Annotated in this window: 14 protein-coding genes; 6 read left to right on the top strand and 8 right to left on the bottom strand. The window is 66.5% G+C overall.

Annotated elements, in window-relative coordinates:
* Positions 1-85 precede the first annotated feature (85 nt).
* The 3 genes from GGQ89_RS07455 to GGQ89_RS07445 all read right to left on the bottom strand — a co-directional run bounded on the left by GGQ89_RS07455 (position 86) and on the right by GGQ89_RS07445 (position 5,791).
* The gene (locus GGQ89_RS07455) at positions 86-1,561 is read right to left on the bottom strand and encodes a glucoamylase family protein (protein ID WP_184105281.1); all 1,476 of its coding nucleotides are present in this window, start codon (positions 1,559-1,561) and stop codon (positions 86-88) included.
* A gap of 62 nt (positions 1,562-1,623) precedes the next feature.
* Positions 1,624-4,707 carry a TonB-dependent receptor gene (locus GGQ89_RS07450; protein WP_240456445.1) on the bottom strand — a complete coding sequence of 1,028 codons (3,084 nt, stop codon included), beginning with the start codon at positions 4,705-4,707 and terminating at the stop codon, positions 1,624-1,626.
* Positions 4,708-4,711: 4 nt separating this feature from the next.
* A complete protein-coding gene (locus tag GGQ89_RS07445) occupies positions 4,712-5,791 on the bottom strand; it encodes a LacI family DNA-binding transcriptional regulator (RefSeq protein WP_240456446.1) in 1,080 nt (359 codons plus the stop codon).
* A gap of 166 nt (positions 5,792-5,957) precedes the next feature.
* On the opposite strand from GGQ89_RS07445, the gene GGQ89_RS07440 reads away from it, so the two are divergent.
* The 3 genes from GGQ89_RS07440 (at position 5,958) to GGQ89_RS07430 (ending at position 11,772) form a co-directional block, all read left to right on the top strand.
* Entirely contained in the window at positions 5,958-8,213 is a 2,256-nt protein-coding gene (locus GGQ89_RS07440) for a glycoside hydrolase family 3 N-terminal domain-containing protein (protein ID WP_184105280.1), read from the top strand.
* 398 nt (positions 8,214-8,611) lie between these two features.
* A complete protein-coding gene (locus tag GGQ89_RS07435) occupies positions 8,612-10,783 on the top strand; it encodes a TonB-dependent hemoglobin/transferrin/lactoferrin family receptor (RefSeq protein ID WP_184105279.1) in 2,172 nt (723 codons plus the stop codon).
* Between the two features lie 14 nt (positions 10,784-10,797).
* A complete protein-coding gene (locus tag GGQ89_RS07430; protein WP_184105278.1) occupies positions 10,798-11,772 on the top strand; it encodes a DUF6607 family protein in 975 nt (324 codons plus the stop codon).
* On the opposite strand, the gene GGQ89_RS07425 is transcribed toward GGQ89_RS07430, so the two are convergent.
* Positions 11,773-12,417, bottom strand: a complete 645-nt coding sequence (locus GGQ89_RS07425; protein WP_184105277.1) for an OmpA family protein — start codon at positions 12,415-12,417, stop codon at positions 11,773-11,775.
* Complete coding sequence (locus GGQ89_RS07420; protein ID WP_184105276.1) at positions 12,414-14,249, bottom strand: cation:proton antiporter; 1,836 nt, start codon at positions 14,247-14,249, stop codon at positions 12,414-12,416. The genes GGQ89_RS07425 and GGQ89_RS07420 overlap by 4 nt, the downstream gene beginning before the upstream one ends.
* A gap of 95 nt (positions 14,250-14,344) precedes the next feature.
* Here GGQ89_RS07420 and GGQ89_RS07415 point away from each other — a divergent pair, with 95 nt between their 5' ends.
* Positions 14,345-17,686: a PAS domain S-box protein gene (locus GGQ89_RS07415; protein WP_206362745.1), complete on the top strand. Its 3,342-nt coding sequence runs from the start codon at positions 14,345-14,347 to the stop codon at positions 17,684-17,686.
* 14 nt (positions 17,687-17,700) lie between these two features.
* Here GGQ89_RS07415 and GGQ89_RS07410 read toward each other — a convergent pair whose 3' ends face one another.
* Both GGQ89_RS07410 and GGQ89_RS07405 read right to left on the bottom strand, forming a co-directional pair.
* A complete protein-coding gene (locus tag GGQ89_RS07410) occupies positions 17,701-17,973 on the bottom strand; it encodes a hypothetical protein (RefSeq protein WP_184105356.1) in 273 nt (90 codons plus the stop codon).
* 45 nt (positions 17,974-18,018) lie between these two features.
* Complete coding sequence (locus GGQ89_RS07405; RefSeq protein WP_184105274.1) at positions 18,019-18,399, bottom strand: winged helix-turn-helix transcriptional regulator; 381 nt, start codon at positions 18,397-18,399, stop codon at positions 18,019-18,021.
* Between the two features lie 94 nt (positions 18,400-18,493).
* On the opposite strand from GGQ89_RS07405, the gene GGQ89_RS07400 reads away from it, so the two are divergent.
* Positions 18,494-19,555, top strand: coding sequence for an SDR family oxidoreductase (locus GGQ89_RS07400; protein ID WP_184105273.1), 1,062 nt, complete (start codon positions 18,494-18,496; stop codon positions 19,553-19,555).
* Positions 19,556-20,097: 542 nt separating this feature from the next.
* Positions 20,098-21,906 (top strand): HAMP domain-containing methyl-accepting chemotaxis protein, encoded by a 1,809-nt coding sequence (locus tag GGQ89_RS07395; protein WP_425326513.1) that lies wholly within the window; start codon positions 20,098-20,100, stop codon positions 21,904-21,906.
* Positions 21,907-22,039: 133 nt separating this feature from the next.
* Here GGQ89_RS07395 and GGQ89_RS07390 read toward each other — a convergent pair whose 3' ends face one another.
* Entirely contained in the window at positions 22,040-22,945 is a 906-nt protein-coding gene (locus GGQ89_RS07390) for a hydrogen peroxide-inducible genes activator (RefSeq protein ID WP_184105271.1), read from the bottom strand.
* Positions 22,946-22,973 lie beyond the last annotated feature (28 nt).

Below are 22,973 nucleotides of genomic sequence, written 5' to 3'. Positions count from 1 at the left end.
CCAGGCCAGAGATAAAGCAACCCGACCGACCCGCCAGGCACGCCGATGCCTCCACGGGGGCCCGGGGTCGCTAAAAAGACATCGGCTATGCCGGGGACAGCCAGCCGCCCTTGAACCCGGCACGTTCCAGCCCGGCGCGGATATAGGGGTTCTTCTGCATCGTCTTCCAGATCAGGCCGCTGCGCCAGTTTTCGATCATGCACGCGATCGGCCCCTGGTCGATGCCGAGGAAATCGTCCGCGACCCAGCCGATATAGGGCACCACCTTGCCATGCTGCAGCTTGACGTCGGTCAGCGTCAGCGTCGGGTTGAAGCTGTCGCGAAAGCCGTAGCGGTCATAGATGGCGGTGCCATAGGTCGAGTACATGGCCCGCGCTGCGGGCAACACGATCTCGGGTGCGAAGGCCACCGAGCCCAGTGCGGCGGTGGGTGCGATCGTGCCGTCGTCGCGGTCGCCGGGGCCGCGCGCCGAATAGGAAAAGAACTCACGCTTGCGCCCGTTGATCTCGCGCACGAAATCCCCCGGCCCATCGCACGCGGTCAGCCCCCAGACATTCTCGCCATAGCCGCGCCAGCCCGCCGGGTTGTTGATCGCATAGCGGCGCTGCGCATAGGTCGCGCGGCGGCTATTCTCGAAATAATCGAAGCCGCGCCGCTTGGAATAGGTATCCATCAGCCCGCGAAAGTCGATCCAGACCTGACTGTACTGATGCCCGAAGAGTGGCGGGAAGGCGGTGAACGGATTGTCGTATTTCTCGTCCCAGGACGGGTCGAACTTGGCCGTCCATGCGTCCCAGGTCGTGGCCGGCAGCGCATGGGTCGGCGAGCCCAGCGCCAGGACGTACAGGATCAGGCTTTCGTTATAGATGTTCCAGTCGGATCCGATGAACCCGCTCTCGGGATGCCAGCCCATCGAGACGAAGGGCTGGCGCGGCGTGATCCAGTCCCATTCGACCGCGCGGTACAGCTGGTCGGCGAGCGCGCGGATTTCCCGCTCGGCCGGGTCGGCCTCGTCGTCGAACCAGGTCTGGGCGAAGAGGACGCCGCCCAGCAACAGCGCGGTGTCGATCGTCGACAGCTCGGTCCGGGCGAAGCGATGCCCCTTGGTGACGCCGAGGAAATGATAGAAGAACCCCTTATAGCCGGTCATCCCCTCCTTGTCCGGCCCTTGCGGGGCGTTCGCGAAGAAGCGCAGCGTGGCCAGCGTGCGCTGCGCGGCGGCGGCTCGGGTAATCCAGCCGCGCGTCGCCGCGATCGGATAGGTGGTCAGCGCGAAGCCGACCGCCGCGATCGAGGCGAAACTGGGGGTCGGCCAGCGATCGGGAGCCAGCCCGGTCGCCTGATCGGTGGTGTTCCAGAAATAGCTGACGGTCCGACGCTGGATATCGTCCATCAGCGGATCGCTGGCGCTCGCCGGGGTGGTGCCGACCCTGGGCAGCGCGCCGGGGAAGGCCAGCAGCGGCGCCCGCTTCGGCGCGAGCGGCCCGGCGGTGCACCCCGCCAGCCACCCCGCCCCGCCCAGCGCGGTGGCGCGCAGGATATCGCGTCGATCGAACGTCATGCGATGATTCTCGAAATTATACCGTCACCCCGACGCTGGCCGGGGCGACGGTGGAGGACGCATCAGAAGTTGAAGCCGGCCGACAGCTTCACCGTGCGCGGCGGATTGCCGCCGATGCTGTAGGTCGACACCTCGCGATAGAGGCTCGGCGAGCCGGGCGTGCGCGTCGTGTCGCTCGGGTCGTTGTTATAGTCGACATAGTTGCGGTCGTTCATCGCGTTGATGATGTCGACGCGGAAGCGGATGCGCGTCGCATCGCTGATGAACTTCAACGGCACATATTTGGTGAACGCCAGGTCGAGCTGGCGACGGCCCCAGCGATCGCCCAGTCCGAACACTTCCGATCCGACCAGCGTCCGCTGATAAGGCGTCGCCGTGTCGAGCAGCGCGCGCTGGAAGGTCGGGCTCTCGATCTGGAACTTCGCCGACATCGTCACGCCCAGCGGCGTGTCGACACTGCCCGCCACCACGAAGCGGTGACGCGGCACCACGCCCGAGCGCAGCATCGGGTAATCCGACGCCTTGGGGAAATCGAGCAGGAAGTAGGACGACTGGTCGTTGTTCGGCCGGTTATCCACCGCCGCGGTGAAGGTATATGTGGCGTCGATGCTCCACGGCGAGGCCGCCGAATAGGCCTTGGTCAGCTTGGCATAGGCCGAGTCCGCGCGCGTCTCGAGCCCATTGTCGCCCAGGATGATCGCGCCGTAACCGCTGGGCGCGAAGCTGGTGTTCGGTCCCTGCGGCGCGCCCGTGGTCGGCGACGGCGCGAAGAACGACCCGTCGGGACGGCGCGTGCCGAGCAGATAGACGAAGCCGTCCTTGCTGACGATCCGGGTATATCCGACCTCCAGTTCGACCGGGTTGAATCGCCCGCGAACGCCCAGGCTGAACTGGTCCGAATAGGGGACCTTCAGATCGTTGTTGATGAAGCGGAACTCGCGCCCGCCCGGGCTGCCATTGCCGATCAGCTGCTGGCGACCGGCGTCGGTCAGATAGATCGGGTTCCAGGGGATGCAGTTCGGTCCGGGCGTGCACGGATTGATCGTGTCGGCACCCTGGAACAGGAACTCGCGGCGCTGGAAACGGCCATTGGCCAGTTCCTGCTGCAGGAAGTCGAACTGGTTGCGGTCGTACGACCGGCCATAGCCGCCGAACACCGCGAACCGGCCCTGCTCGTCCAGGCGATAGGTGAAGCCGACACGCGGCTGCCATGCGCCCTTGAACGCCTTCCGGTTGCTGCCGGTCGAGATATAGTCGCTGATCTTGTAATCCGCGTTGACGAGGTTCGGATAGTTGGCGGGCGACACCGCGTTGACGTTCTCGGCGGAGGTCACATAGTTGAGGAACGCCGGGGTCCGCTCATAATCCCAGCGCAGCCCGAGGTTCAGCGTCAGCCGGTCGGTCACGTCCCAGTCGTCCTGCGCATACAGGCCCAGCTGGAAGTTCTTCGAACGGATGCGCGGATCGCCCAGGCTGCCGTTCGCGCCGAATTGCAGGCTGTAGGGGATCTGGTCGTTGAACCCGCTCGCCGAGGGCAAGGTGGTGTCGTAGAGATAGAGCGGGTTGATCAGGTTCTGCTCCAGCGAGTTGAGCGTCACCCATTTCGCCTTCGCGCCGACCTTGAACGTGTGGTTCTCGACGCCGGTCCAGGTGAAGTCGTCTTGGACGGTCCAGCCCTTCTGCCCCTTGTCCTGGAAGCCCAGCCCGGCGCCGGTGCGGAACAGGTCGAAGGTCGACACGCTGCTGCCGTTACGCGTCGTGGTGCGGAACTGCTGGCCGATGCCGTTCTCGGCGGGCTGCGGCGACCAGGCGACATCCTCATAGGAGACGCGCACGTCGTTGATCCACGAGTCTTCGCTATGCTGCCAGCGCAGCATGCCGCGCTTCTCGTTGACCTTGCTCAGCGTGCGCGTGGAGAAGGCGGCATTGCCGTTGCCGATCTGCACGCCGGTCTCGTTGCGATATTTGCCGGTCAGCTCGACCAGGTCCTTGTCGGTCGGCTCGAGGTCGATCTTGCCGAAATACAGGTCCTGCCGGAAGCTCGAGTTGAACGACCCGAAAATGTCGCGATACTGGGCGGGCAGGCTCGACACCGCGACGCCGTTGGTCGGCAGGATGTCGATCGGCACCTGCCGCCGCTTGCCCTCATAGCTGACGAAGAAATGCGCGACGTCCTTGACGATCGGGCCGCCCAGCGCGACGCCGAACTGCTTGTCCTCCGAGGGAATCTTGGCGATCTTGGCGGGATAGATTTCGGTCGGGCGACGGTCGCGCAGATTCTGATTGGTGAAGTCGAAAAAGCCCTCGCCATGGAATTCGTTGGTGCCCGACTTGGTGCCCGCGATGATCGCGACCGAGCTGACCTGGTCCAGCTCCGCCTTGTAGTTGGACGACAGCACCTGATACTCGCCGATCGCGAGCTGCGGGAACGGGTTGCCGGGCGAGCTGTCCTGGCCGGTCAGGCCGCCGCGCAGCACGTAATCCTTCTGGCTGACGCCATCGATAAAGACGTTGACCGAGTTGCTCCCTTGCGCCCCGCCCTGGATGCGCGAGCTGCCGTCCGAGCTTTCGATGAAGCGCACGCCGGGTGCGAGGTCGGCAAAGGCCAGGAAGTTGCGGCTGTTCTGCGGCAACTGCTCGATCAGGCGCGGCGTGATGTTGATGCCGACCTGCCCGCCGGACAGCGAGCGGATGCGGCTGCCGGTGACGATGATGTCCCCCTGCTGCGCTTCGGCGGGCGGCGGCGCGGTCTCACCGGCGGTATTGTCGCCCGGCGCAGGCTGGGCCGGTGCCGGGGCGGTGGTCAGGTCGAGGTCGAGCCCGGCATTCTGCCCGACACGCAAGGTGAACTGGTCCGAATTGCGCGTGCCGTTCTGAAGGCGGATCTCCAGCCGATAGGCGCCAGCCCGCAGCGACGGGAAATTATAGCTGCCGTCCGCGCCGGGCACGACCGTGCGGCGAAAGCCGGTGTCGACCTCGACCAGCGTCACGTCCTGCAGCGGATTGTCGGGCGCGGTGCGGATCACGCCGCGCAGCGCCGCCTGCCCGGCCTGCGCCATGGCGGGCGCGCTCCACATCGTGGCGGCACCCAGCCCCGCCAGCATCGTCGCCCCGGCGAGCGCCAGCCTGAAAGCGTTCCGTGTCATAAACCTATCCCCTGTCCGTTTCTCTTGTTGTTTCACGCACCATCAGATGCGGGACGATGACCTCGTCCGCCCCGGTGGACGCGTCTCCCGAAGATTCTTCGCGCGTGCCCGCGATCCGCGCGGCAAGCTGCGCCACGGCCCGTGCGCCCATCGCTGCGATATCGATCGCAACGCTGGTCAGCGCCGGGCTCACCAGCCGTGCCAATGGAATGTCGTCGAACCCGGCGACCGCCACCTGTTCCGGCACCGCGATGCCATGGCGCTTCAGCGCCATCAGCGCGCCGATCGCCATCATGTCGTTCGCGGCGAAGATCGCATCCGCCGCCAGCGTTCCCGCCGCGACGCGTTCGCCGACCTTGGTGCCGCTGGCCTCCAGAAAGTCGCCCTCGATCACGCTTAGGGCCACGCCCGCCTCGGCGGCGGCGGCCTCCGCGCCCGCGCGCCGCTCCTGCGCGTCGAGATTGCCCGCGGGGCCGGAGATATGGACGATCCGCTTCGCCCCGCCCGCCGCCAGATGCGTGACGGCGGCGGCGGCCCCGGCGCGATTGTCGATCCGCAGGTTCGGGCTGCCGACCTGTGGCGCGCAGGCCAGGAACACGGCCGCCAGCCCGCGCGGCATGTGCCGGGCGAGGACATCGGGGTCGAGTTCCGGCGCCATCACCACCAGCCCGTCGACCTGCCCGCGCAGCGCCGTCAGCGTGTCGAGACCGCGCCCGTCGTGAAGCACGGTCAGCAACAGTCCCAGTCGGCGCGTGCTCGCCTCGCGGTCCATACCGCGCAGCAATTCGGAGAAGAATTCTCCGTGCAGGTCGGGCAGCACCACCCCGATCGCGCCGGTCCGTGCCATGCTCAGGCTTCGCGCGCCGGCATGGGGGACATAGCCCAGTTGCGCGGCCGCTTCCTCGACGCGTGTACGCATCTCCGCGCGGACGTGGTCGCGCCCGTTGAATACCCGCGACACCGACGCGACCGAGACGCCCGCCACCCGCGCGACGTCATGGATCGTCGCATGGGCCCTTTGCGCCGCCGGAGTGGCGGCAGGGGCAGATGTGGGTCGGGCAGGCGACATGGCCGGCTGAAGCATCCTCTCTGTATCGCGGGCTTGTAACCGCTTACAGAAACCGCTTACATGAAGCCGACATGACAATCAATCGGTCGATTGGTCGGCGTAACGAAATCCGGACGGCGGCCTGGAATAGGATCCGGGCAACGGCGTAGACGGCATCGAAATGACATGGAAAGGGAGCAGGATGGACGGGCAGGATCGGCGGATTTCACGGCGCGCATGGCTGGCCGGGGCGGGTGCGGCGCTGGCATGGTCGGCCAGTCCGGCACGCGCCCTGCTCTCCCTCGTCGCCGAACGACCGCTTCCCGCGACGGTCGAGGCACTGATCCCGCGCATGACGCTGGCCGAAAAGGCCGGGCAACTCAACCTGCTCGCCGCGGCCTGGGCGGGGGGCGCGGCGACCTCGCTCAATCCGGCGGGCGCGGCGTCCAGCTTCGACACGCAATTGCGCATGGTGCGCCGGGGCGAGATGACCGGCGTGTTCAACGGCAACGGTGCGGAGATGGCGCGCCGGATGCAGACCGAGGCGGTGCGCCGATCGCGGCTGAAGATCCCGCTGCTGTTCGCCGCCGACGTCATCCACGGCCTGCGCACCGTCTTTCCGGTGCCGCTGGCCGAGGCGGCCAGTTTCGACCCCGATCTGGCGCGCCGGACCGCCCGCGCGGCGGCGGTCGAGGCGGCGGCCTCGGGGATCGACTGGACCTTTGCCCCCATGGTCGACATCGCCCGCGACGCACGCTGGGGTCGCGGCGTCGAGGGTTCGGGGGAGGATGTGCTGCTCGGCCGGTTGATGGCGGCGGCGCGCGTCGAGGGGTTTCAGGGCAGCGGCCTTGCCGCACCGGATGCCGTCGCGGCCTGCGCCAAGCATTTCGTGGCTTACGGCGCGGGCGAGGCGGGGCTCGATTATAACAGCGTCGACGTGTCGGAACGGACGCTGCGCGACATCTATTTCCCGCCCTTCCAGGCGGCGTTCGCGGCCGGAGCGCCGACCGTCATGGCCTCGTTCAACGATCTGTCGGGAATACCCGCCACCGGCAACCCTTGGCTGCTCGATACCGTCCTGCGCAAGGAATGGGGGTTCGGCGGACTGGTCGTCTCCGACTATACCGGCGACGAGGAACTGATCGCGCACGGTTTCGCCAAGGACGGGCGCGATGCGGCGCGGCTGGCTTTCCTGGCCGGGGTCGACATGTCGATGCAGAGCGGCCTGTATCTCAAATATCTTCCCGATCTGGTCGAGAAGGGCGAAGTGCCGCTGGCCCGGCTGGACGAGGCGGTGCGCCGCGTGCTCGCGCTCAAGGTCGCGCTCGGCCTGTTCGACGATCCGTTCCGCCGCATCGACCCGGCGCGCGAAAAGGCACGGATTCGCACACCCCAGACGCTGGCCCTGGCGCGCGAGGCGGGCGCGCGCAGCATCGTGATGCTCCGCAACGAGGGCGATCTGCTCCCCCTGCCCCGTTCGGGCAAGAAGATCGCGCTGATCGGACCCTTTGCGGGCGGCGGGCATGACCTGATCGGGCCGTGGAACGTCTATGGCACCGACCGCGAGGCCGTCGATCTGGTGACGGCAGTGCGTGAGACGCTCGCCGGTGCGACCCTGGACGATGGCAGCGATGTGGCGCGTGCCGTCGCCACGGCGCGCAACGCCGATATCGTGGTTCTCGCGATCGGCGAGACGCAGAATATGTCGGGCGAGGCGCAATCGCGCACCGAGGTCACCGTGCCCGCCGAGCAACAGGCACTGGCCGAAGCGATCGCCGCGACCGGCAAACCCTATGTCGTACTGCTGCGCACCGGGCGCGCGCTGGCCCTAACCGGCGCGGTGGCGAAGGCTCCTGCCCTGCTGGTGACGTGGTTCCTGGGCTCGCAGGACGGCCCCGCCATCGCCGATGTGCTGTTCGGCGCAGTGTCGCCCTCGGCGCGGCTGCCCGTCTCCTTCCCGCGCGCCAGCGGACAGGTGCCCTATTATTATGCGCATCGCAGCACGGGCCGCCCCAACCCGCCGGGGGCACTCCAGCCCTACAAGACGCATTTTCGCGACCATCCGAACAGTGCCTTGTTCCCGTTCGGGCACGGCCTGACCTATGGCGAGATGGTCTATTCGAACCTGCGCCTGAGCAGCCAGACCATGGGCGACACCCCGCTGACGATCCGGGCGACCGTCACCAATAGCGGTCGCATGACGGCGACCGAAGTGGTCCAGCTTTATATCCACGACGTCGTGGCCAGCGTGACCCAGCCGGTGCGCGTGATGAAAGCCTTTACCCGCGTCACCCTGGCACCCGGCGCGACACAGGAGGTGACCTTCACACTCACCCGCGCCGACCTGTCCTTCACCGGTCGCGACCTGAAGCCGACCACCGAGCCCGGCGCCTTCCGTCTCTGGGTCGCCCCATCGGCCGAGGCCGAGGGGCTTGCGGGCATGTTCACCTTGGCGTGATTGCGTTGCCCCCTTCGATCCGGACATGGTCCGAAGGGGGCGCGACTACGCGCGGCGAACTTGCCAATCTCCTGAATAACGGGACGCCGCCAGATCGCTGCGGCATTTCGACGCCGTTCTCAAACATCACGTTCTGAATGACTGTAGTTGCGGTCAGCTGCGCTCCCATGTGTGGGCGAGCTGCGATAACGGTCCAGGGACCCATTCGGTTTATCCATGGGATGGCCGCAGGCGAGACGCGGCCGTAGTGATGCGGCGTCTGCCTCAACCCAGTATCGAAACACGCAACCCCGCCAGTCACCCCAATAGGTAATGCGACTCATTCTCACATTTTTTGTTGCATGCATTCTCTGACGCTGCTTAATGAGAATGATTGTTAATATCTAAAGGGGTAATTCATGCTTTTGACGCTGGCCGCGATGGCAGCGCTCGGACAGCCTGTGCGCGAGGAAGACGCGACGGAGCAGCGTGATGTCGTCGTCACCGCAACCCGCGCACCGATCCAGGCCCAGGATGCGCCGGTGACCGTCTCGGTCAAGAACGCCGATGAGATTGCGGACGAACTGGCGACCGATATCAAGGATCTGGTCCGCTTCGAGCCGGGGATCAGCGTCCGGCGCGCGCCCACCCGCTTCGGCGCGGCGCTCGGCACGACGGGCCGCGCGGGGAATGAGGGCTTCGTCGTTCGCGGCATCGGCGGCAACCGCGTCCTGATCCAGGTCGACGGCGTCCGTGTCCCCTATGGCTTCAGCTTCGGCGCGCAGGATGTCGGGCGCGGCGACTATGTCGATCTGGGCCTGATCAAGTCGGTCGAATTTCTGCGGGGGCCCGCCTCCGCCCTGTACGGCAGCGACGGTCTGGCGGGGGCGGTGAGTTTCACCACCAGCGACCCCGCCGACATATTGGGCGGCAAGGCGTTCGGCGGCTCGCTGCGGACACAGTATAATTCGGCGGACGAGGAATTCACCCAGTCGGGGGTCGTCGCGGGCCGTTCGGGCGCGGTATCGGCGATGCTGGCCTATACGCGGCGCGACTTTTCCGAACTGAAGAACAAGGGCGATGTCGAGGGCACCGGCGTCACCCGGACCGCACCCAATCCGCAGGACGGGAGGGCCAATGCGCTGCTCGGCAAGCTGGTCTGGAACGTCGCGCCCGGGCATCGCCTTCGCGCCACCGGCGAGTATCTCGACAACCGCATCGAAACCGATGTGCTGACCGGGATCAACCGCAATGTCGCGGGGTTGCAGGCGCGCGACACGGGCAAGCGATGGCGCGCCGGGCTCGACTGGACCTATGACGGGGCCGGGCTCGTCCAGTTCGCGCGCGCAGCGGCCTATGTCCAGGACGCGGACAACCGCCAGTTCAGCGCCGAGGACCGGGTGACGCTGGCCGACCGCACCCGGCTCAACACGCTGGAAAACCGGGTCTATGGCGGATCGGGCGAGATACGGCTGGGCTTTTCGACCGGTCCGATCACCCACCGGCTGGTGACGGGCGCCGATATCAGCGTGCTGCGCCAGCGCGGGTTGCGCGACGGCACGGTTCCGCCTGCGGGCGAGACCTTTCCGACGCGCGCCTTTCCGACGACCGGCTTCACCCTGGCCGGGGCCTTTGTCGGGGATGAGATCGGCATCGGGCCGCTGACCCTGCATCCCGCCCTGCGCTACGACTGGTATCGTCTGTCGCCCGATCGCGATCCGCTGCTGCCCCGATTTGTCGGCGCCGCCCAATCGGCGGACCGGCTGAGCCCGCGCATCGGCGCGGTCCTGACCCTCGCCCCCGCCTTGCGGCTGTTCGCCAGCTATGCGCGCGGCTTCCGGGCGCCCGAGCCGGGGCAGATCAACCAGTTCTTCTCGAACCTGGCCTTTGGCTATACCTCGATCCCCAACCCGAACCTGCGCCCGGAAACCAGCGAGGCGATCGAGGCGGGGCTGCGCCTGAACAGCGAGGTCGTCGATCTGTCGGCCAGCGTCTTCCGGGCCGATTATCGCGACTTCATCAGCCAGGAGGTCGTGGGCGGCACCTTCACGCCCGCCGACCCCGCCTTGTACCAGTTCGTCAATCTCGACCGCGCCAAGGTGAAGGGCGCGGAGGCCCGCTTCGAGGGGCGGGCGCGCAATGGCCTGACCGGGCAACTCGCCCTGTCCTATGCCGAGGGCCAACAGATCGCCGCCAACGACGCCCGCAGGCCGCTTGCCACCGTCGATCCGCTCAAGCTGGTGATGGGCATCGGCTGGCGCGAGCCGGACCATGGCCGCTTCGGCGGCCAGGTCATCATGACGCACAGTGCGCGCAAGGCGGCCCGGGATACCACCGGCCTGTGCAGTACGGAATGTTTCCGGCCCGCCGCCTTCACGATCCTGGACGCGACGCTGTTCGCCCGGGTGACGGACGCGCTGACGCTGCGTGCGGGTATCTTCAACCTGACCAATGCCACTTATGCCTGGTGGTCCGACGTCCGCGGCCTCGGCGTGCCGCGCCCCCTGCCCGCGGGTGCCGCTGATGTGCCGCCCATCGCCTTCACCCAACCGGGCCGCAACGCCAGCGCCTCGCTCACCCTCCGTTTCTGAAAAGGGTCTATCCGATGAAGAACCGTTCGATGCTGATCGTCGCGGCGCTCGCGCTGCTGCCCGTCCCCGCCCTGGCCGATGGTCCGCTCCGGCAGACCGCCGTCGAGGCACAGGCCGCCAAGGCCGCCGACCGCGCCGACATCCTGGCGATGGCTGGAACCTATAAGGTCCGCTTCGACATGCAGGAAACGACACCCTGGGTGGCGGGCTACACGCCGCTGGACCGCAAGATTTCGGGCGGGAACGAGGTGGTTCGCGTGATCGAGGACAGGCCCGACCATATCGCGCTCCAGCATCTGCTGGTCGTCGAGCATGACGGCGAGACCCATGTCATCAAGCATTGGCGGCAGGACTGGGATTACCAGCCCTCGCGCGTGCTGGTCTATGCCGGTCAGGGCCAATGGGTGTGGGAAGCCGTGCCCGAACGGATGCGCGCCGGGCGCTGGTCACAGACCGTCTATCAGGTCGATGACAGCCCGCGCTATGCCGGATGGGGCCAGTTCGAGACGCAAGGCGGTGTCCGCCGCTGGCGATCCAACTGGACCTGGCGCCCGCTGGCCCGCCGCGATGCCGTCCGCCATCCGGTCTATGACCGCTATTATGCGATCAACCGGCATCAGCCGACGCCGACCGGCTGGGTGCATTGGCAGGACAATATGAAGATGGGCCTGAAGGACGGCAAGCTCGTCCCGATCGTCCAGGAATCGGTGCTGAACACCTATGAACGGTTCGACGGCTTTGATGGGAAGGCGGCCGACGATTACTGGGCAAAGACCAAGGATTACTGGGCAGCCGTGCGGGCGGCCTGGAGCCGGGTGGCCGATACGAAGGGCGGCATCGCGGTTCAGGAGCAGGCGGAAACCGGGACGGTCATCAGCGGTCGCCTGCTGACCATCGCCGACGACATCCGGTCGGGCAAAATGACCAGCGAGGCCGGAACGGCCGAGGCGACCGCGCTGATCGATCGGAACACCAAAAGGATCGGATGATCAGGACAGGTCGCTGCCCTCGGCCGCCGGTGCGGCCTTGGGCAGGTCCACCTTGATCTCGACCCGGCGGTTCTTGTCGCGCCCCTTGGGATCGTCCGAGCCGTCGAGCTTGCGGTTGGGGGCGATCGGCCGTGCCTCGCCCAGCGCGATGACGGTGATCCGCTCCGCCGCGACGCCCTTCTTGACCAGATAGTCCCGCGCCGCCTCGGCCCGCTTGCGCGAGGCGATCAGGTTGGAGGCGTCCGAGCCGGAGGAGTCGCTATGCCCCCAGATGGTGATCGGCCCGCCCAGCGCGAGCACGGGATCGGCGGCCAGCGTGTCGAGCAAGGCGATCCCCGCCGGATCGGGCTGGGCGCCCTTGGCCGGGAATGGGACGGTCAGTTCGACCGGCTCGGCGGGCGGCGTCGGGGTGGGCGAAGGTTCGACATCCGGGCGGATGATCGACTTCTTGGCCTCTTCCGGTTCCTCCGCCGCCACCGCGTTGCCGGACACGGCCATATTGCTTTCGGCCTCGACATTGGCCGGGGTTTCGGCGGCTTCGTTCGCGGCCGGTTCGCGGCTCGGCTGACAGGCGGTGATGCCCAGTGCGACCAGGGCCGTCGCGACGGCGCGTGCGGCCCGGATGTTCCCTGTCGGTATCGTCATGCGACTACCTCTCCCGTTTCGAAGACCTGATTAGCGTCCGGATCGCCGTGACGCGAGGGGCCGTAGGATATGACGATGTCGCCATTTTGCGGGGCCGGCCGGGCGGCATGGGTAAAGAAGCGGATAAGACCGTCCTTGCGCAGTACGAGCAGCATGTCGGCCTCGTCCGGCAGGATCGATCGGGCATGGTCGAACTTGAACTGCTCGCTGATCCGCGTCTTGCGGAAGGTCCAGCCCGCCGCCTCGCGCCGCAGGATGTCCTCGACGCCGTGCCCGGCGGTGAACATCGCGCGGCCGCGAAGAGCTTCGGGCAGGCGGCGATGATCCTCATGGTCGCCGCTGCCGCCCAGCTGATAGACCGAGTCCCGACCGATATCGTGCGCGAACTCGCTACAGACCAGCGCGTTATACGCCTCGTTCTCGGTCGTCGCGACCAGCACCTGGAACTGGGTGAGGTCGAGCCGTTCCTCGGTCGTCTCGGCCAGGATCTCGCCATGATAGGTCTCGATCCCCGCCTGACGCGCAGCCGACAGGCGCTGCCAGCTGGTGTCGACGATCATCACGGGCAGGCCCAGCGACTGGATCTGGCGGGCAAGCGAGATGCTCCACGGCGTGCTGCCCACGACCAGCAGCCCCTTCTGCGTCGCCCCCGTCACCTTCAGCCAGCGCGCGACATGGCGGATGCTGAAACCGTGGGCGATGATCGTCGCGACCACCACCGCAAAGGACAGGGTGACGAGGATATTGCCGTTGCCATAGCCCAGCTGGTCGAGGCGCAGCGCGAACAGACCCGACACCGCCACCGCGACGACGCCGCGCGGCGCAATCCAGGCGATCAGCAACCGCTCGTTCCAGGGCAGCTTGCTGAAGGCCAGCGCGATCAGCACGGTCGCCGGGCGGACCAGGAACAGCAGCGCGAAGAGGAAGGCGGCAAAGCGCCACTCGAACAGGCGCAGCACCTCGAAATCCAGCGAGGCGGACAGCAGCACGAACACGCCGGAGATCAGCAGGACGGTCACATTCTCCTTGAACGGATGAATGTCGCGCAGCGAGTCCAGCCGCATATTGGCGATCGCGATGCCCATGACGGTCACTGCGAGCAGCCCGGTTTCCTGCTGGATCAGGTTGGACAGGACGAAGGTGCCGATCACCGCCACCAGCAGCACCGGGGCCTTGAGATATTCGGGCACATGGCCGCGCGGAAAGGCCCAGGCGATGGCCCGCGCCATGCCATAGCCGATCAGCCCCGACACCACTGCCGCGCCCAGCAGCGCGATGACGACCGACGCCAGCGTGCCCCCCTCGTCGACGCGGCGCAGATATTCATAGGTGATGACGGCGCACAGCGCGCCGAACGGATCGTTGACGATCGCTTCCCATTTCAGGATCGCACGCGGGCGCGCCGCGATATTGCTCTGGCGCAGCAGGGGGATGACGACAGTCGGCCCCGTCACCACCAATATGCCGGCGAACAGGATCGCCACCGGCCAGACCAGCCCCGCGACATAATAACAAGCCAGCGACCCCAGCACCCAGCCCAGCGGGATGCCGATCATCATCAACCGCGTGACCGCCCCTTCGGTCTTGCGAAGCTCCCGGAAATTGAGGCTTAGCCCCCCCTCGAACAGGATCAGCGCGACCGCGACCGAGATCATCGGCTCCAGCAGATTGCCAAAGGTATGTTCGGGAATGATGAGGCCTGTGATCGGTCCGGCGATGACACCGGCGGCCAGCATCAGGGCGATGGCGGGCCACCCCGTCCGCCACGCAATCCACTGCGCGCCGATGCCCAGAACACCGATCAGCGCGAAAACGAGTGCTTGTTGTTCCATGGTGCCGTGTAACTCACAGGCTTCCCAAAGGTAACCGCTGCCCCGCCATATGCGGTGCGCCGGGCACGATCCGCCGAAAAGGGATCATGCCTGGCGTGAAGGATATCGAAGGGTTGCGCCGCGCCTACAGTTGCGCGGGCGTCACAAGTCGGTATTTTTGCGCCCCGTTCCACCTCAACGCCATGGCCGGATCATTGATGGACCATAACGACAGCGACGCGCCCGAGAGACGCAGGCTTGCGGCGTTGGATCGCTATGGCGTGATGGACACGCCGCGCGAGCCGACTTTCGACGAACTCGCCGCGCTGACTGCCAGGCTGTGCGATACGCCGATCGCGGTCGTGAACCTGGTCGGCGAAGGACGCCAGTTCTTCAAGGCGGAGGTCGGCCTGGGCGTGCGCGAGACGCCGCTGCACAGCTCCTTCTGCGCGCATGCCTTGCTGGAGGAGGATTTCCTGATCGTGCCCGACCTGCGCGAGGATGCGCGGTTCGCCTGCAATCCGCTGGTCACCGGGTCCCCGCATATCCGGGCCTATGCGGGCGCCTTGCTGAAGACCGGGGACGGGTTGGCGATCGGCACGCTCTGCGTCCTCGACTATCGCCCGCGCGCATTCACCGATGTGCAGCAGGAAACGCTGCGCGTGCTGGCGCGACAGGTGATGGCGCAACTCGATCTGCGCCGCTCCGTCGAGGAACTCGACCGACAGAATGAGGCGTTGCGGGCCAGTGAGGAACGCATGCGTCTGATCCTCGACAGCGCGCGGGATTATGCAATCATCGCGACCGATACCGAGCGGCGGATCACCAGCTGGTCGGCGGGCGCGCAGGCGATCTTCGACTGGCGCGACGGGGATGCGCTCGGCCGCCCCATCGACGAGATTTTCGTGCCCCAGGACCGTGCCGAAGGCATTCCGGCCCGGCACATGGCCCGCGCCGCCGCGGAAGGTTGCGCGCCGGACCTTCGCTGGCATCGCAAGCCGGACGGGGCGCTCGTGCTGCTCAACGGCACGACCCATCCGATCAGGGACGGCGGCGACCGGATCATCGGCTATCTGAAGATCGGCCGGAACGAGACCGAGGACCGGGCGCGGGACGCCGAACTGGCCCGGGCGCGTGTCGAGCTGGTCGACAGCGAGGACCGGTTCCGCAACATGGCGGACCATGCGCCGGTCATGATGTGGATGACCGATGCGGACGGTGTCTGCACCTATCTCAACCGCCGCTGGTACGAATATACCGGTCAGACATGTGACGAAGCGCTGGGCTATGGCTGGCTCAACGCCACCCACCCCGACGATCGGGCCGAGGCGGAGCGTATCTTCGGCCAGGCCAATACGACGCATACCTCGTTCCGTATCGACTATCGCCTGCGCCGGGCGGACGGGTCCTATGGCTGGGCGATCGATGCCGCCTCGCCGCGTTTCGGCCCGGATGGCGAGTTTCTGGGCTATATCGGCTCGGTCATCGACATTGCTGACCGTCGCGCGGCCGAGGATGCCCTGCGTCACGCCAATGCCATGCTTGCGGCGGTCATGGAGGCGGTGCCCGGCGTCGTCTATGCCAAGGACAGCAGCGGCCGGATGCTCGCCGCCAATCGCGGGACGGTCGAACTGGTCGGCAAGCCGATCGAGGCGATCATCGGGCGGACCGACCTGGAATTCCTGGACGACCGGGCGCAGGCGGAAATCGTCATGGCCAATGACCGGCGGGTCATGACCGAAGGCCGGACCGAGGTGCTGGAAGAGCAGGTCGACTTTCCGGACGGGACGCACGCGACATGGCTGTCGACCAAGGCGCCGTTCCGCGATGCGGCGGGCCATGTCGTCGGGTTGGTCGGTTCGTCGATCGACATCACCGAGCGAAAGCGGGCCGAGCAAGCGCTGCAGCGGATGAACGAGACGCTGGAGGACGAGGTCGCCGAACGCACCGCCGAGCGCGACCGCATGTGGGATACCTCGCCCGAGCTGATGCTGGTCATCGACTTTCACGGCGTCGTCCGGCGGGTCAATCCGGCCTGGACCAGCCTTCTGGGCTATGATCAGGCCGAACTGGTCGGCCGTCACGTCAACGAATTCGTCGTGTCCGAGGATCATGACGACACGGTCTATGCCTATGAGTTGGCAGCGAACGGCGGCAAGCCGGTGGTGCAGAACCGGTATCGTCACAAGGACGGCTCGATCCGCTGGATTTCCTGGAACGCAGCGCCTGCCGGCGACATGACCTATGCGACCGGCCGCGACGTGACCGCACAGAAGGAACAGGCGCTCGCCCTGGCACAGGCCGAGGAACAGCTCCGCCAGGCGCAGAAGATTGAGGCGGTGGGCCAGCTGACCGGCGGTCTGGCGCATGATTTCAATAATCTGCTGACGGCGGTGACGGGCGGCCTCGAACTGCTCGCCATGCGGATCGCCAAGGGGCAGCATGACCAACTCGACCGCTACATCTCCATGGCGCAGAACGGGGCGCACCGGGCCGCCGCGCTGACCCAGCGGCTGCTCGCCTTTTCGCGACGACAGACGCTGGCGCCCAAGCCCACCGATGTCGACCGCCTGATCGCGGGGATGGAGGACATCATCGTCCGCACCATCGGTCCCGCCATAGAGGTGACGTTCGCCTCCGCGCCGGGCCTGTGGCCGATCCTGGTCGACGCGCCGCAGCTGGAAAGCGCGCTGCTGAACCTGTGTATCAACGCACGCGACGCCATGCCCGAGGGCGGCAAGCTGACCATCGAGACCGCCAACAAGACGCTCGACGCCCGTGCGGCGGCGGCGCAGGACCTGCCCGCAGGCGACTATGTCTCGCTGTGCGTCACCGACACCGGCACCGGCATGACGCCCGAGGTGATGGAGCGCGTCTTCGACCCCTTCTTCACCACCAAGCCAATCGGCGAGGGCACCGGGCTGGGCCTGTCGATGATCTATGGTTTCGTCCGCCAGTCGGGCGGCCAGGTCCGCATCTATTCGGAAGTCGGCACTGGCACCACGATGCGGCTATACCTGCCCCGCCTGCCCGGTGAGCATGAACTGGCCGATCCGCACGAAACCTCCGCGAGCCGGCACCGCGCGCATGAGGGGGAGACGGTCCTTCTGGTGGAGGATGAAAGCGCAATCCGCGATCTGGTCGGCGAAGTGCTGCGCGATGCCGGATACCGCGTGCTGACCGCCAGCAACGGTCCGATGGGCGTCTCGCTGCTCCAATCGGCCGAACGGATCGACCTGCTCGTCACCGATGTCGGCTTGCCCGGCGGATTGAACGGTCGTCAGGTCGCCGATGCGGGCCGGGCGGTTCGCCCTGCGCTCAAAATCCTGTTCGTCACCGGCTATGCCGCCAATGCTGCGGTCGGCGCAGGCCATCTGGATGAGGGCATGGAGGTACTGACCAAGCCGTTCAACATATTGGAACTGGAACGCCGCGTCGGTGAGATGCTGTCGGGCTGAAGCGCGCCCCGCCCCTATAGCCCGACCCGGTCGATCATCGTTGCGAGTTCGACCGGAAGCGCGGTCTCGCCTTTGGGGAGCAGCCGGTTGAGGGCCGTCTGCACCCGCTTGCGTGCGACCTGATACGCCTTGTGCCGGATCGAGCGGGTCGCATTCGTTCGCCAGGACGGACTCTCGCCGAGCAGCGCCTCCCACTTGGCCTCCTCCGCCTCCAGGATCGACAGCGCCAGCCGCAGGCCGTCGCGCCGCCCGCGTGCATAATCGTCGGATTTCTCTGCTTTCTCCATCACCCTGCACGCTGCCCCCGATCCGGGTCCGAGGCAAGTCGGCGGTCAGGCCCGGCGCGAACGCGGGCGCGGCACCAACCGGTCCAGCGCATCGGCATTGTCGCGGCCCCAGCCATACAGCAACTCGACCGGCTCGACGAAGCGCTGACCCAGATCGCTCAGGCGATACTCGACCATCGGCGGCATGATGCTCTGGACATGGCGGGTCAGCAGCCCGCTACCCTCCATGTCGCGCAGCGTCTGGGTCAGCATCTTCTTCGAGATGCCCGGCAGGCTGCGCTGGAGGACGCCCGTCCGTGCGACGCCGCCATGGCGGGCGTGCAGCGTATGCAGCACCATGCTGGTCCATTTCGTCGCGAACAATTCCAGCATGCGGCGCGGGGCGCAATCCTCCCGCCATTCCTCGTCACGTGATCCCGGCTGCATATGGTTACCTTCTGGTGCCTGGGGGCCCAGATGGTGCCGTCTGGAAGTGCTGTCCACCCATGCCTAGCTGAAAACCCTGATAACGGAGGCTTTTATGGCGAAGACGGCATTGGTGGTGGGCGCGAGCGGGATCGTCGGCAGCGCGACGACGGCGCTCCTGGTGGAACAGGGCTGGACCGTCCATGGCCTGGCCCGCCGACCGACCGAGCAGGCGGGCGTGCATCCGGTCGCCGCCGACCTTCAGGACCCGGACGCGACGGCGGCGGCGCTGCGTGACGTGAACCCCGATGCGGTCTTCATCACCACCTGGGCCCGGCAGGACAGCGAGGCGGAGAATATCCGCGTCAACGCCGCGATGGTGCGCAACCTGCTCGACGGACTGCGCGGGGGCACCGGCCCGCGCCATGTCGCCCTGGTCACCGGCCTCAAACATTATCTCGGGCCGTTCGAGGCCTATGGCAAGGGCACGCTGCCGCAGACGCCGTTCCGCGAGGAACAGGGCCGGCTGGACGTCGAGAATTTCTATTATGCACAGGAGGACGAGGTGTTCGCGGCGGCCAAGCGCGACGGCTTCACCTGGAGCGTGCACCGCCCGCATACCGTGATCGGGCTGGCGGTCGGCAATGCCATGAACATGGGCACGACACTGGCGGTCTATGCGACCTTGTGCCGCGAGACGGGGCGGCCCTTCACCTTCCCCGGCTCGGCTGCGCAATGGTCGGGGCTGACCGACATGACCGATGCCGGGCAACTCGCCCGCCATCTCCTCTGGGCGACGGAAACCGAGGCGGCGCATGACGAGGCGTTCAACGTCGTCAATGGCGATGTCTTCCGCTGGCAATGGATGTGGGGTCGCATCGCCGACTGGTTCGGTGTCGAGGCGGTACCGTTCGACGGCATCGTGCGGCCGTTGGAGCAGCAGATGGCGAACGATGGCGCATTGTGGCGCGAGATCGCCACGCGCGAGGGACTGGCCGAACCCGATCTGAACCGCCTCGCCTCGCCCTGGCACACCGATGCCGATCTGGGCCGCCCGATCGAGGTCGTGACTGACATGTCCAAGAGCCGACGTCTGGGTTTCACCGGCTATCAGCCGACCGACGATGCGTTCTTTGCACTGTTCGAACGGCTCCGTGCCGACCGCCTGATCCCGTAAGCGAGGATATAAAAGCAGCCATCGGACCCGGCAACGTCGAGGGATTCGCCACGCGAGTCGCGACCCTCGACGGGGTTGGCAAACGCCTCTCCCCTCCTTTCAAACGGTGTGCCGACGACAGGCGCAAAAATATTTTTGATCGGCAACCCGAGATTTGATGGATGCTATCGTCGCAACCATTAACTATAAGTTCATGATACCGCTATCATTGGTCGATGCCGAGCCGTGGCGTAATTTTCAGCATGTTAGCGCCATTTAGACCAAATAGTAACCAATATGATACCAAGCCCCTTCGGTCCGGCGGAATTTATCGGACGTGATCGTCTCTCATGCAACGCGCCGAATTGTGACAGATTGATGTCACTCCAGTTTATAAACTGTTAGAATTTTCCGTGTGACCCGTGCCGACCTTGACCCAGGTCAATATCGGAAACGGGGAAATCATGCGGGCCACGATCAAATTCAAACTGGGTGCGACATTCGCGATAGTGCTCACATTGCTGTTAGGCATGGCGGCGCTTGCCGCGTCAAAACTGAGCGAAATGAACAGCGTCACGACCCAGATCGTCGCTGGCCCGGTGGCCCGATTGGACCGTGCCGAAACGCTGAACGAGCGCATCAGCTACGCGATCCGCATGGAAAAGAACCTCGCGCTGACGAACGACGACGAACAGATGCGGGTCTTTGACGGCGAGCTGATGCACGCCCGGTCCGACATAAAGGCGCTGGTCGAAACCGGCCTTGCGAATGCGACGCCTGCGGGCCGCCCGATCTGGACCGGGATCAGCGAGAGTTACACGGCTTGGCTGCCCGTCAACGATATGGTCCGCCGTCTCGGACTGGCCAATCGCAATGCGGAAGCTGGCGCATTGTCGATGACCAAGTCGCGCGAACTGGCCGTGCAGATCAGCCAGGGAACGCAGCAACTCGTGAAGAACGCCAAGGCCGACATGGAGGCCGCGCAGCAGAATGCCGACGCGATCTACGACAGTTCGCGCAACGCGCTGTTTGTCATCTCGGGCCTGGCGCTGGCGATCGCTCTGGCCGGTGCGGTCTGGATTGCGCGGATCGTGTCGCAGGGGCTGAAGAAAATCTCGGTCGCGATCGAGGCGGTGGCGATCGGCGATATCGAACAGGAAGTGTCGGTCGTCACCAATGACGAGATCAAGGATCTGGTCGACACGGTGAACCACATGACCGCCAATCTGCGCCAGAGCGCGCGGCTGGCCGATACCATCGCCGAGGGTGACCTGAGCATCGATCACCAGGCGCTGTCGGACAAGGACCTTCTGGGTCATGCTCTGATCCGCATGACCACCAACCTGCGCAAGTCGGCGGAACTGGCCGAGACGATTGCGGGGGGCGACCTGACCGTCAACCACCGGCCGCTGTCGGACCGGGACTCGCTGGGCCAGGCGCTGGTCATGATGGTCGAGCGACTGCGCGGTGTCGTCGGCGACGCCACGCTGGCCGCCAAGAATGTCGCCGCGGGCAGCCAGCAGCTGTCCTCGTCGTCGGAGCAGATGTCGCAGGGCGCCACCGAGCAGGCGGCGGCGGCCGAGGAAGCCTCCGCATCGATGGAGCAGATGGCGGCGAACATCAAACAGAATGCCGACAATGCCAGCCAGACCGAAAAGATCGCCCGCCAGTCCTCGCAGGATGCCGAGATCAGCGGCGCGGCGGTGCAGAAGGCCGTCGGCGCGATGCGCACCATCGCCGAGAAGATCGGCATCGTGCAGGAAATCGCGCGCCAGACCGACCTGCTGGCGCTGAACGCGGCGGTCGAGGCGGCCCGCGCGGGCGAGCATGGTCGCGGCTTTGCGGTGGTGGCCGCCGAGGTGCGCAAGCTGGCCGAACGGAGCCAGATTGCGGCGGGTGAGATCAGCGGCATGTCGTCCGACACGGTGGCGGCGGCGCAGCAGGCCGGGGAGATGCTCGGCTCGCTCGTCCCCGACATCCGCCGTACCGCCGAGCTGGTCGCCGAGATCAGCGCCGCGTGCCGCGAACAGGATATCGGCGCCACCCAGATCAACGCCGCGATCCAGCAGCTCGATCAGGTCACGCAGCAGAACGCGGCCGCCTCCGAACAGATTTCCGCCACCTCGGAGGAACTCGCCAGCCAGGCCGAGGAGCTGGAGGAGAATATCGCCTTCTTCCGCATCGACAACGGTACGGGCCGCGCAAGCCGTACGCCGGCCCCGGCACGGGCGACGACACCCGCCAAAAAGGCCAAGCCCGCCGCCCGGACGAACGTAGTCGCCGACCAGCAGGCCCGCATTCGCGGCTTCGCGCTGGACATGTCGACCGGCGGCCCGGACGGCGAAGACGCCGATTTCGGTCGGGCCGCCTGACCGGCGAGGCATATCCTGTAACGCGAGACCCCTCACCATCCTGCACGCGATCCCGGCGGAGGCCGGGATCCATTTGGGGAGAGCGCCCGCAGCTCGATCGGGCCATCGCCAGGCAGCCGAGCGCTCGCCCCCCTCACCCCGCAAGCAGGGTCCGCGCACATCCCTGCACATGATCGGCGATCAGCTTGAACGCCGCGCTCATCGGCGACTGGCGGCGCCAGGCGATGGCGATCGACCGATGCGCACGCCATCCCTGGACGGGCAGGATCTTCAATCCCGTTGCCCCGCCCACTTCCGATCGCAGATACAGGCTGGGCAACAGCGTCAGGCCCAGCCCGCTCGCGACCATCTGGTGCAGGCTTTCCAGGCTGGTGCCGTAATAATCCGGCGCGATGGTCATGCCATAATGGTCCGCGACCTCGGCCGCCTGCCGCGCCAGATGATGGCGCGGGTCCAGCGTCAGAAGCGGACTGCCGGTCAGCACCTCGCGATCCGCCTCGATGGCGGCATCGATCGGGTGGTCGAGCGCGGCGACCAGATGCAGCGGCTCACGAAACAGGGGTTCGACGGTCAGGTCTTCCCCGGTCATGGGCAACGGGCCGAGCAGCACGTCGATATCGCCGCGCGACAGCTCGCGCACCTGTTCGTCGGGTATCCCCTCGCGCACATGCAGGCGCAGGCGCGGGGCCATGCGGTGCAGTTCGGCGATGATCGGCGAGAGAAGATACGGCCCCAGCGTCGGCGTGGTCCCCAGCTTGAGCGTGCCGGTCAGGCTGTCGGTCGATCCCGCCGCCAGTGCCACGATATCGCTAGCGTCGCTCAACATGCGCCGCGCGGTCGCCACGATGCTGCGCCCGACCGGCGTCAGGATCGCGCCCGTCGCGCTCCGCTCCAGTAGCTTGGCGCCCAGCCGCTCCTCCAGCGTCCGAACCTGCTGGCTGAGCGTCGGTTGCGAGACATTGGCGACCCGTGCCGCCAGCGCGAAGGAGCCCGTGTCCGCGATGGTGACCAGATATTCGAGCTGACGCAGGGTGAGCATAGGGCCCTATAGCGGCTTTCTATACCCC

This window comes from Sphingomonas yabuuchiae (assembly GCF_014199595.1).
GTDB classification, from domain to species: domain Bacteria; phylum Pseudomonadota; class Alphaproteobacteria; order Sphingomonadales; family Sphingomonadaceae; genus Sphingomonas; species Sphingomonas yabuuchiae.
Note: the sequence above shows the minus strand (reverse complement) of the source record. Positions and strands in the feature narration are given on the sequence as shown.

What these genes read in the sequence shown, in the direction of transcription:
- GGQ89_RS07455 (WP_184105281.1), bottom strand. Translation starts at nt 1,561, where the DNA reads ATGACGTTCGATCGACGCGATATCCTGCGCGCCACCGCGCTGGGCGGG.
- GGQ89_RS07450 (WP_240456445.1), bottom strand. Translation starts at nt 4,707, where the DNA reads ATGACACGGAACGCTTTCAGGCTGGCGCTCGCCGGGGCGACGATGCTG.
- GGQ89_RS07445 (WP_240456446.1), bottom strand. Translation starts at nt 5,791, where the DNA reads ATGCTTCAGCCGGCCATGTCGCCTGCCCGACCCACATCTGCCCCTGCC.
- GGQ89_RS07440 (WP_184105280.1), top strand. Translation starts at nt 5,958, where the DNA reads ATGGACGGGCAGGATCGGCGGATTTCACGGCGCGCATGGCTGGCCGGG.
- GGQ89_RS07435 (WP_184105279.1), top strand. Translation starts at nt 8,612, where the DNA reads ATGCTTTTGACGCTGGCCGCGATGGCAGCGCTCGGACAGCCTGTGCGC.
- GGQ89_RS07430 (WP_184105278.1), top strand. Translation starts at nt 10,798, where the DNA reads ATGAAGAACCGTTCGATGCTGATCGTCGCGGCGCTCGCGCTGCTGCCC.
- GGQ89_RS07425 (WP_184105277.1), bottom strand. Translation starts at nt 12,417, where the DNA reads ATGACGATACCGACAGGGAACATCCGGGCCGCACGCGCCGTCGCGACG.
- GGQ89_RS07420 (WP_184105276.1), bottom strand. Translation starts at nt 14,249, where the DNA reads ATGGAACAACAAGCACTCGTTTTCGCGCTGATCGGTGTTCTGGGCATC.
- GGQ89_RS07410 (WP_184105356.1), bottom strand. Translation starts at nt 17,973, where the DNA reads ATGGAGAAAGCAGAGAAATCCGACGATTATGCACGCGGGCGGCGCGAC.
- GGQ89_RS07405 (WP_184105274.1), bottom strand. Translation starts at nt 18,399, where the DNA reads ATGCAGCCGGGATCACGTGACGAGGAATGGCGGGAGGATTGCGCCCCG.
- GGQ89_RS07400 (WP_184105273.1), top strand. Translation starts at nt 18,494, where the DNA reads ATGGCGAAGACGGCATTGGTGGTGGGCGCGAGCGGGATCGTCGGCAGC.
- GGQ89_RS07395 (WP_425326513.1), top strand. Translation starts at nt 20,098, where the DNA reads ATGAACAGCGTCACGACCCAGATCGTCGCTGGCCCGGTGGCCCGATTG.
- GGQ89_RS07390 (WP_184105271.1), bottom strand. Translation starts at nt 22,945, where the DNA reads ATGCTCACCCTGCGTCAGCTCGAATATCTGGTCACCATCGCGGACACG.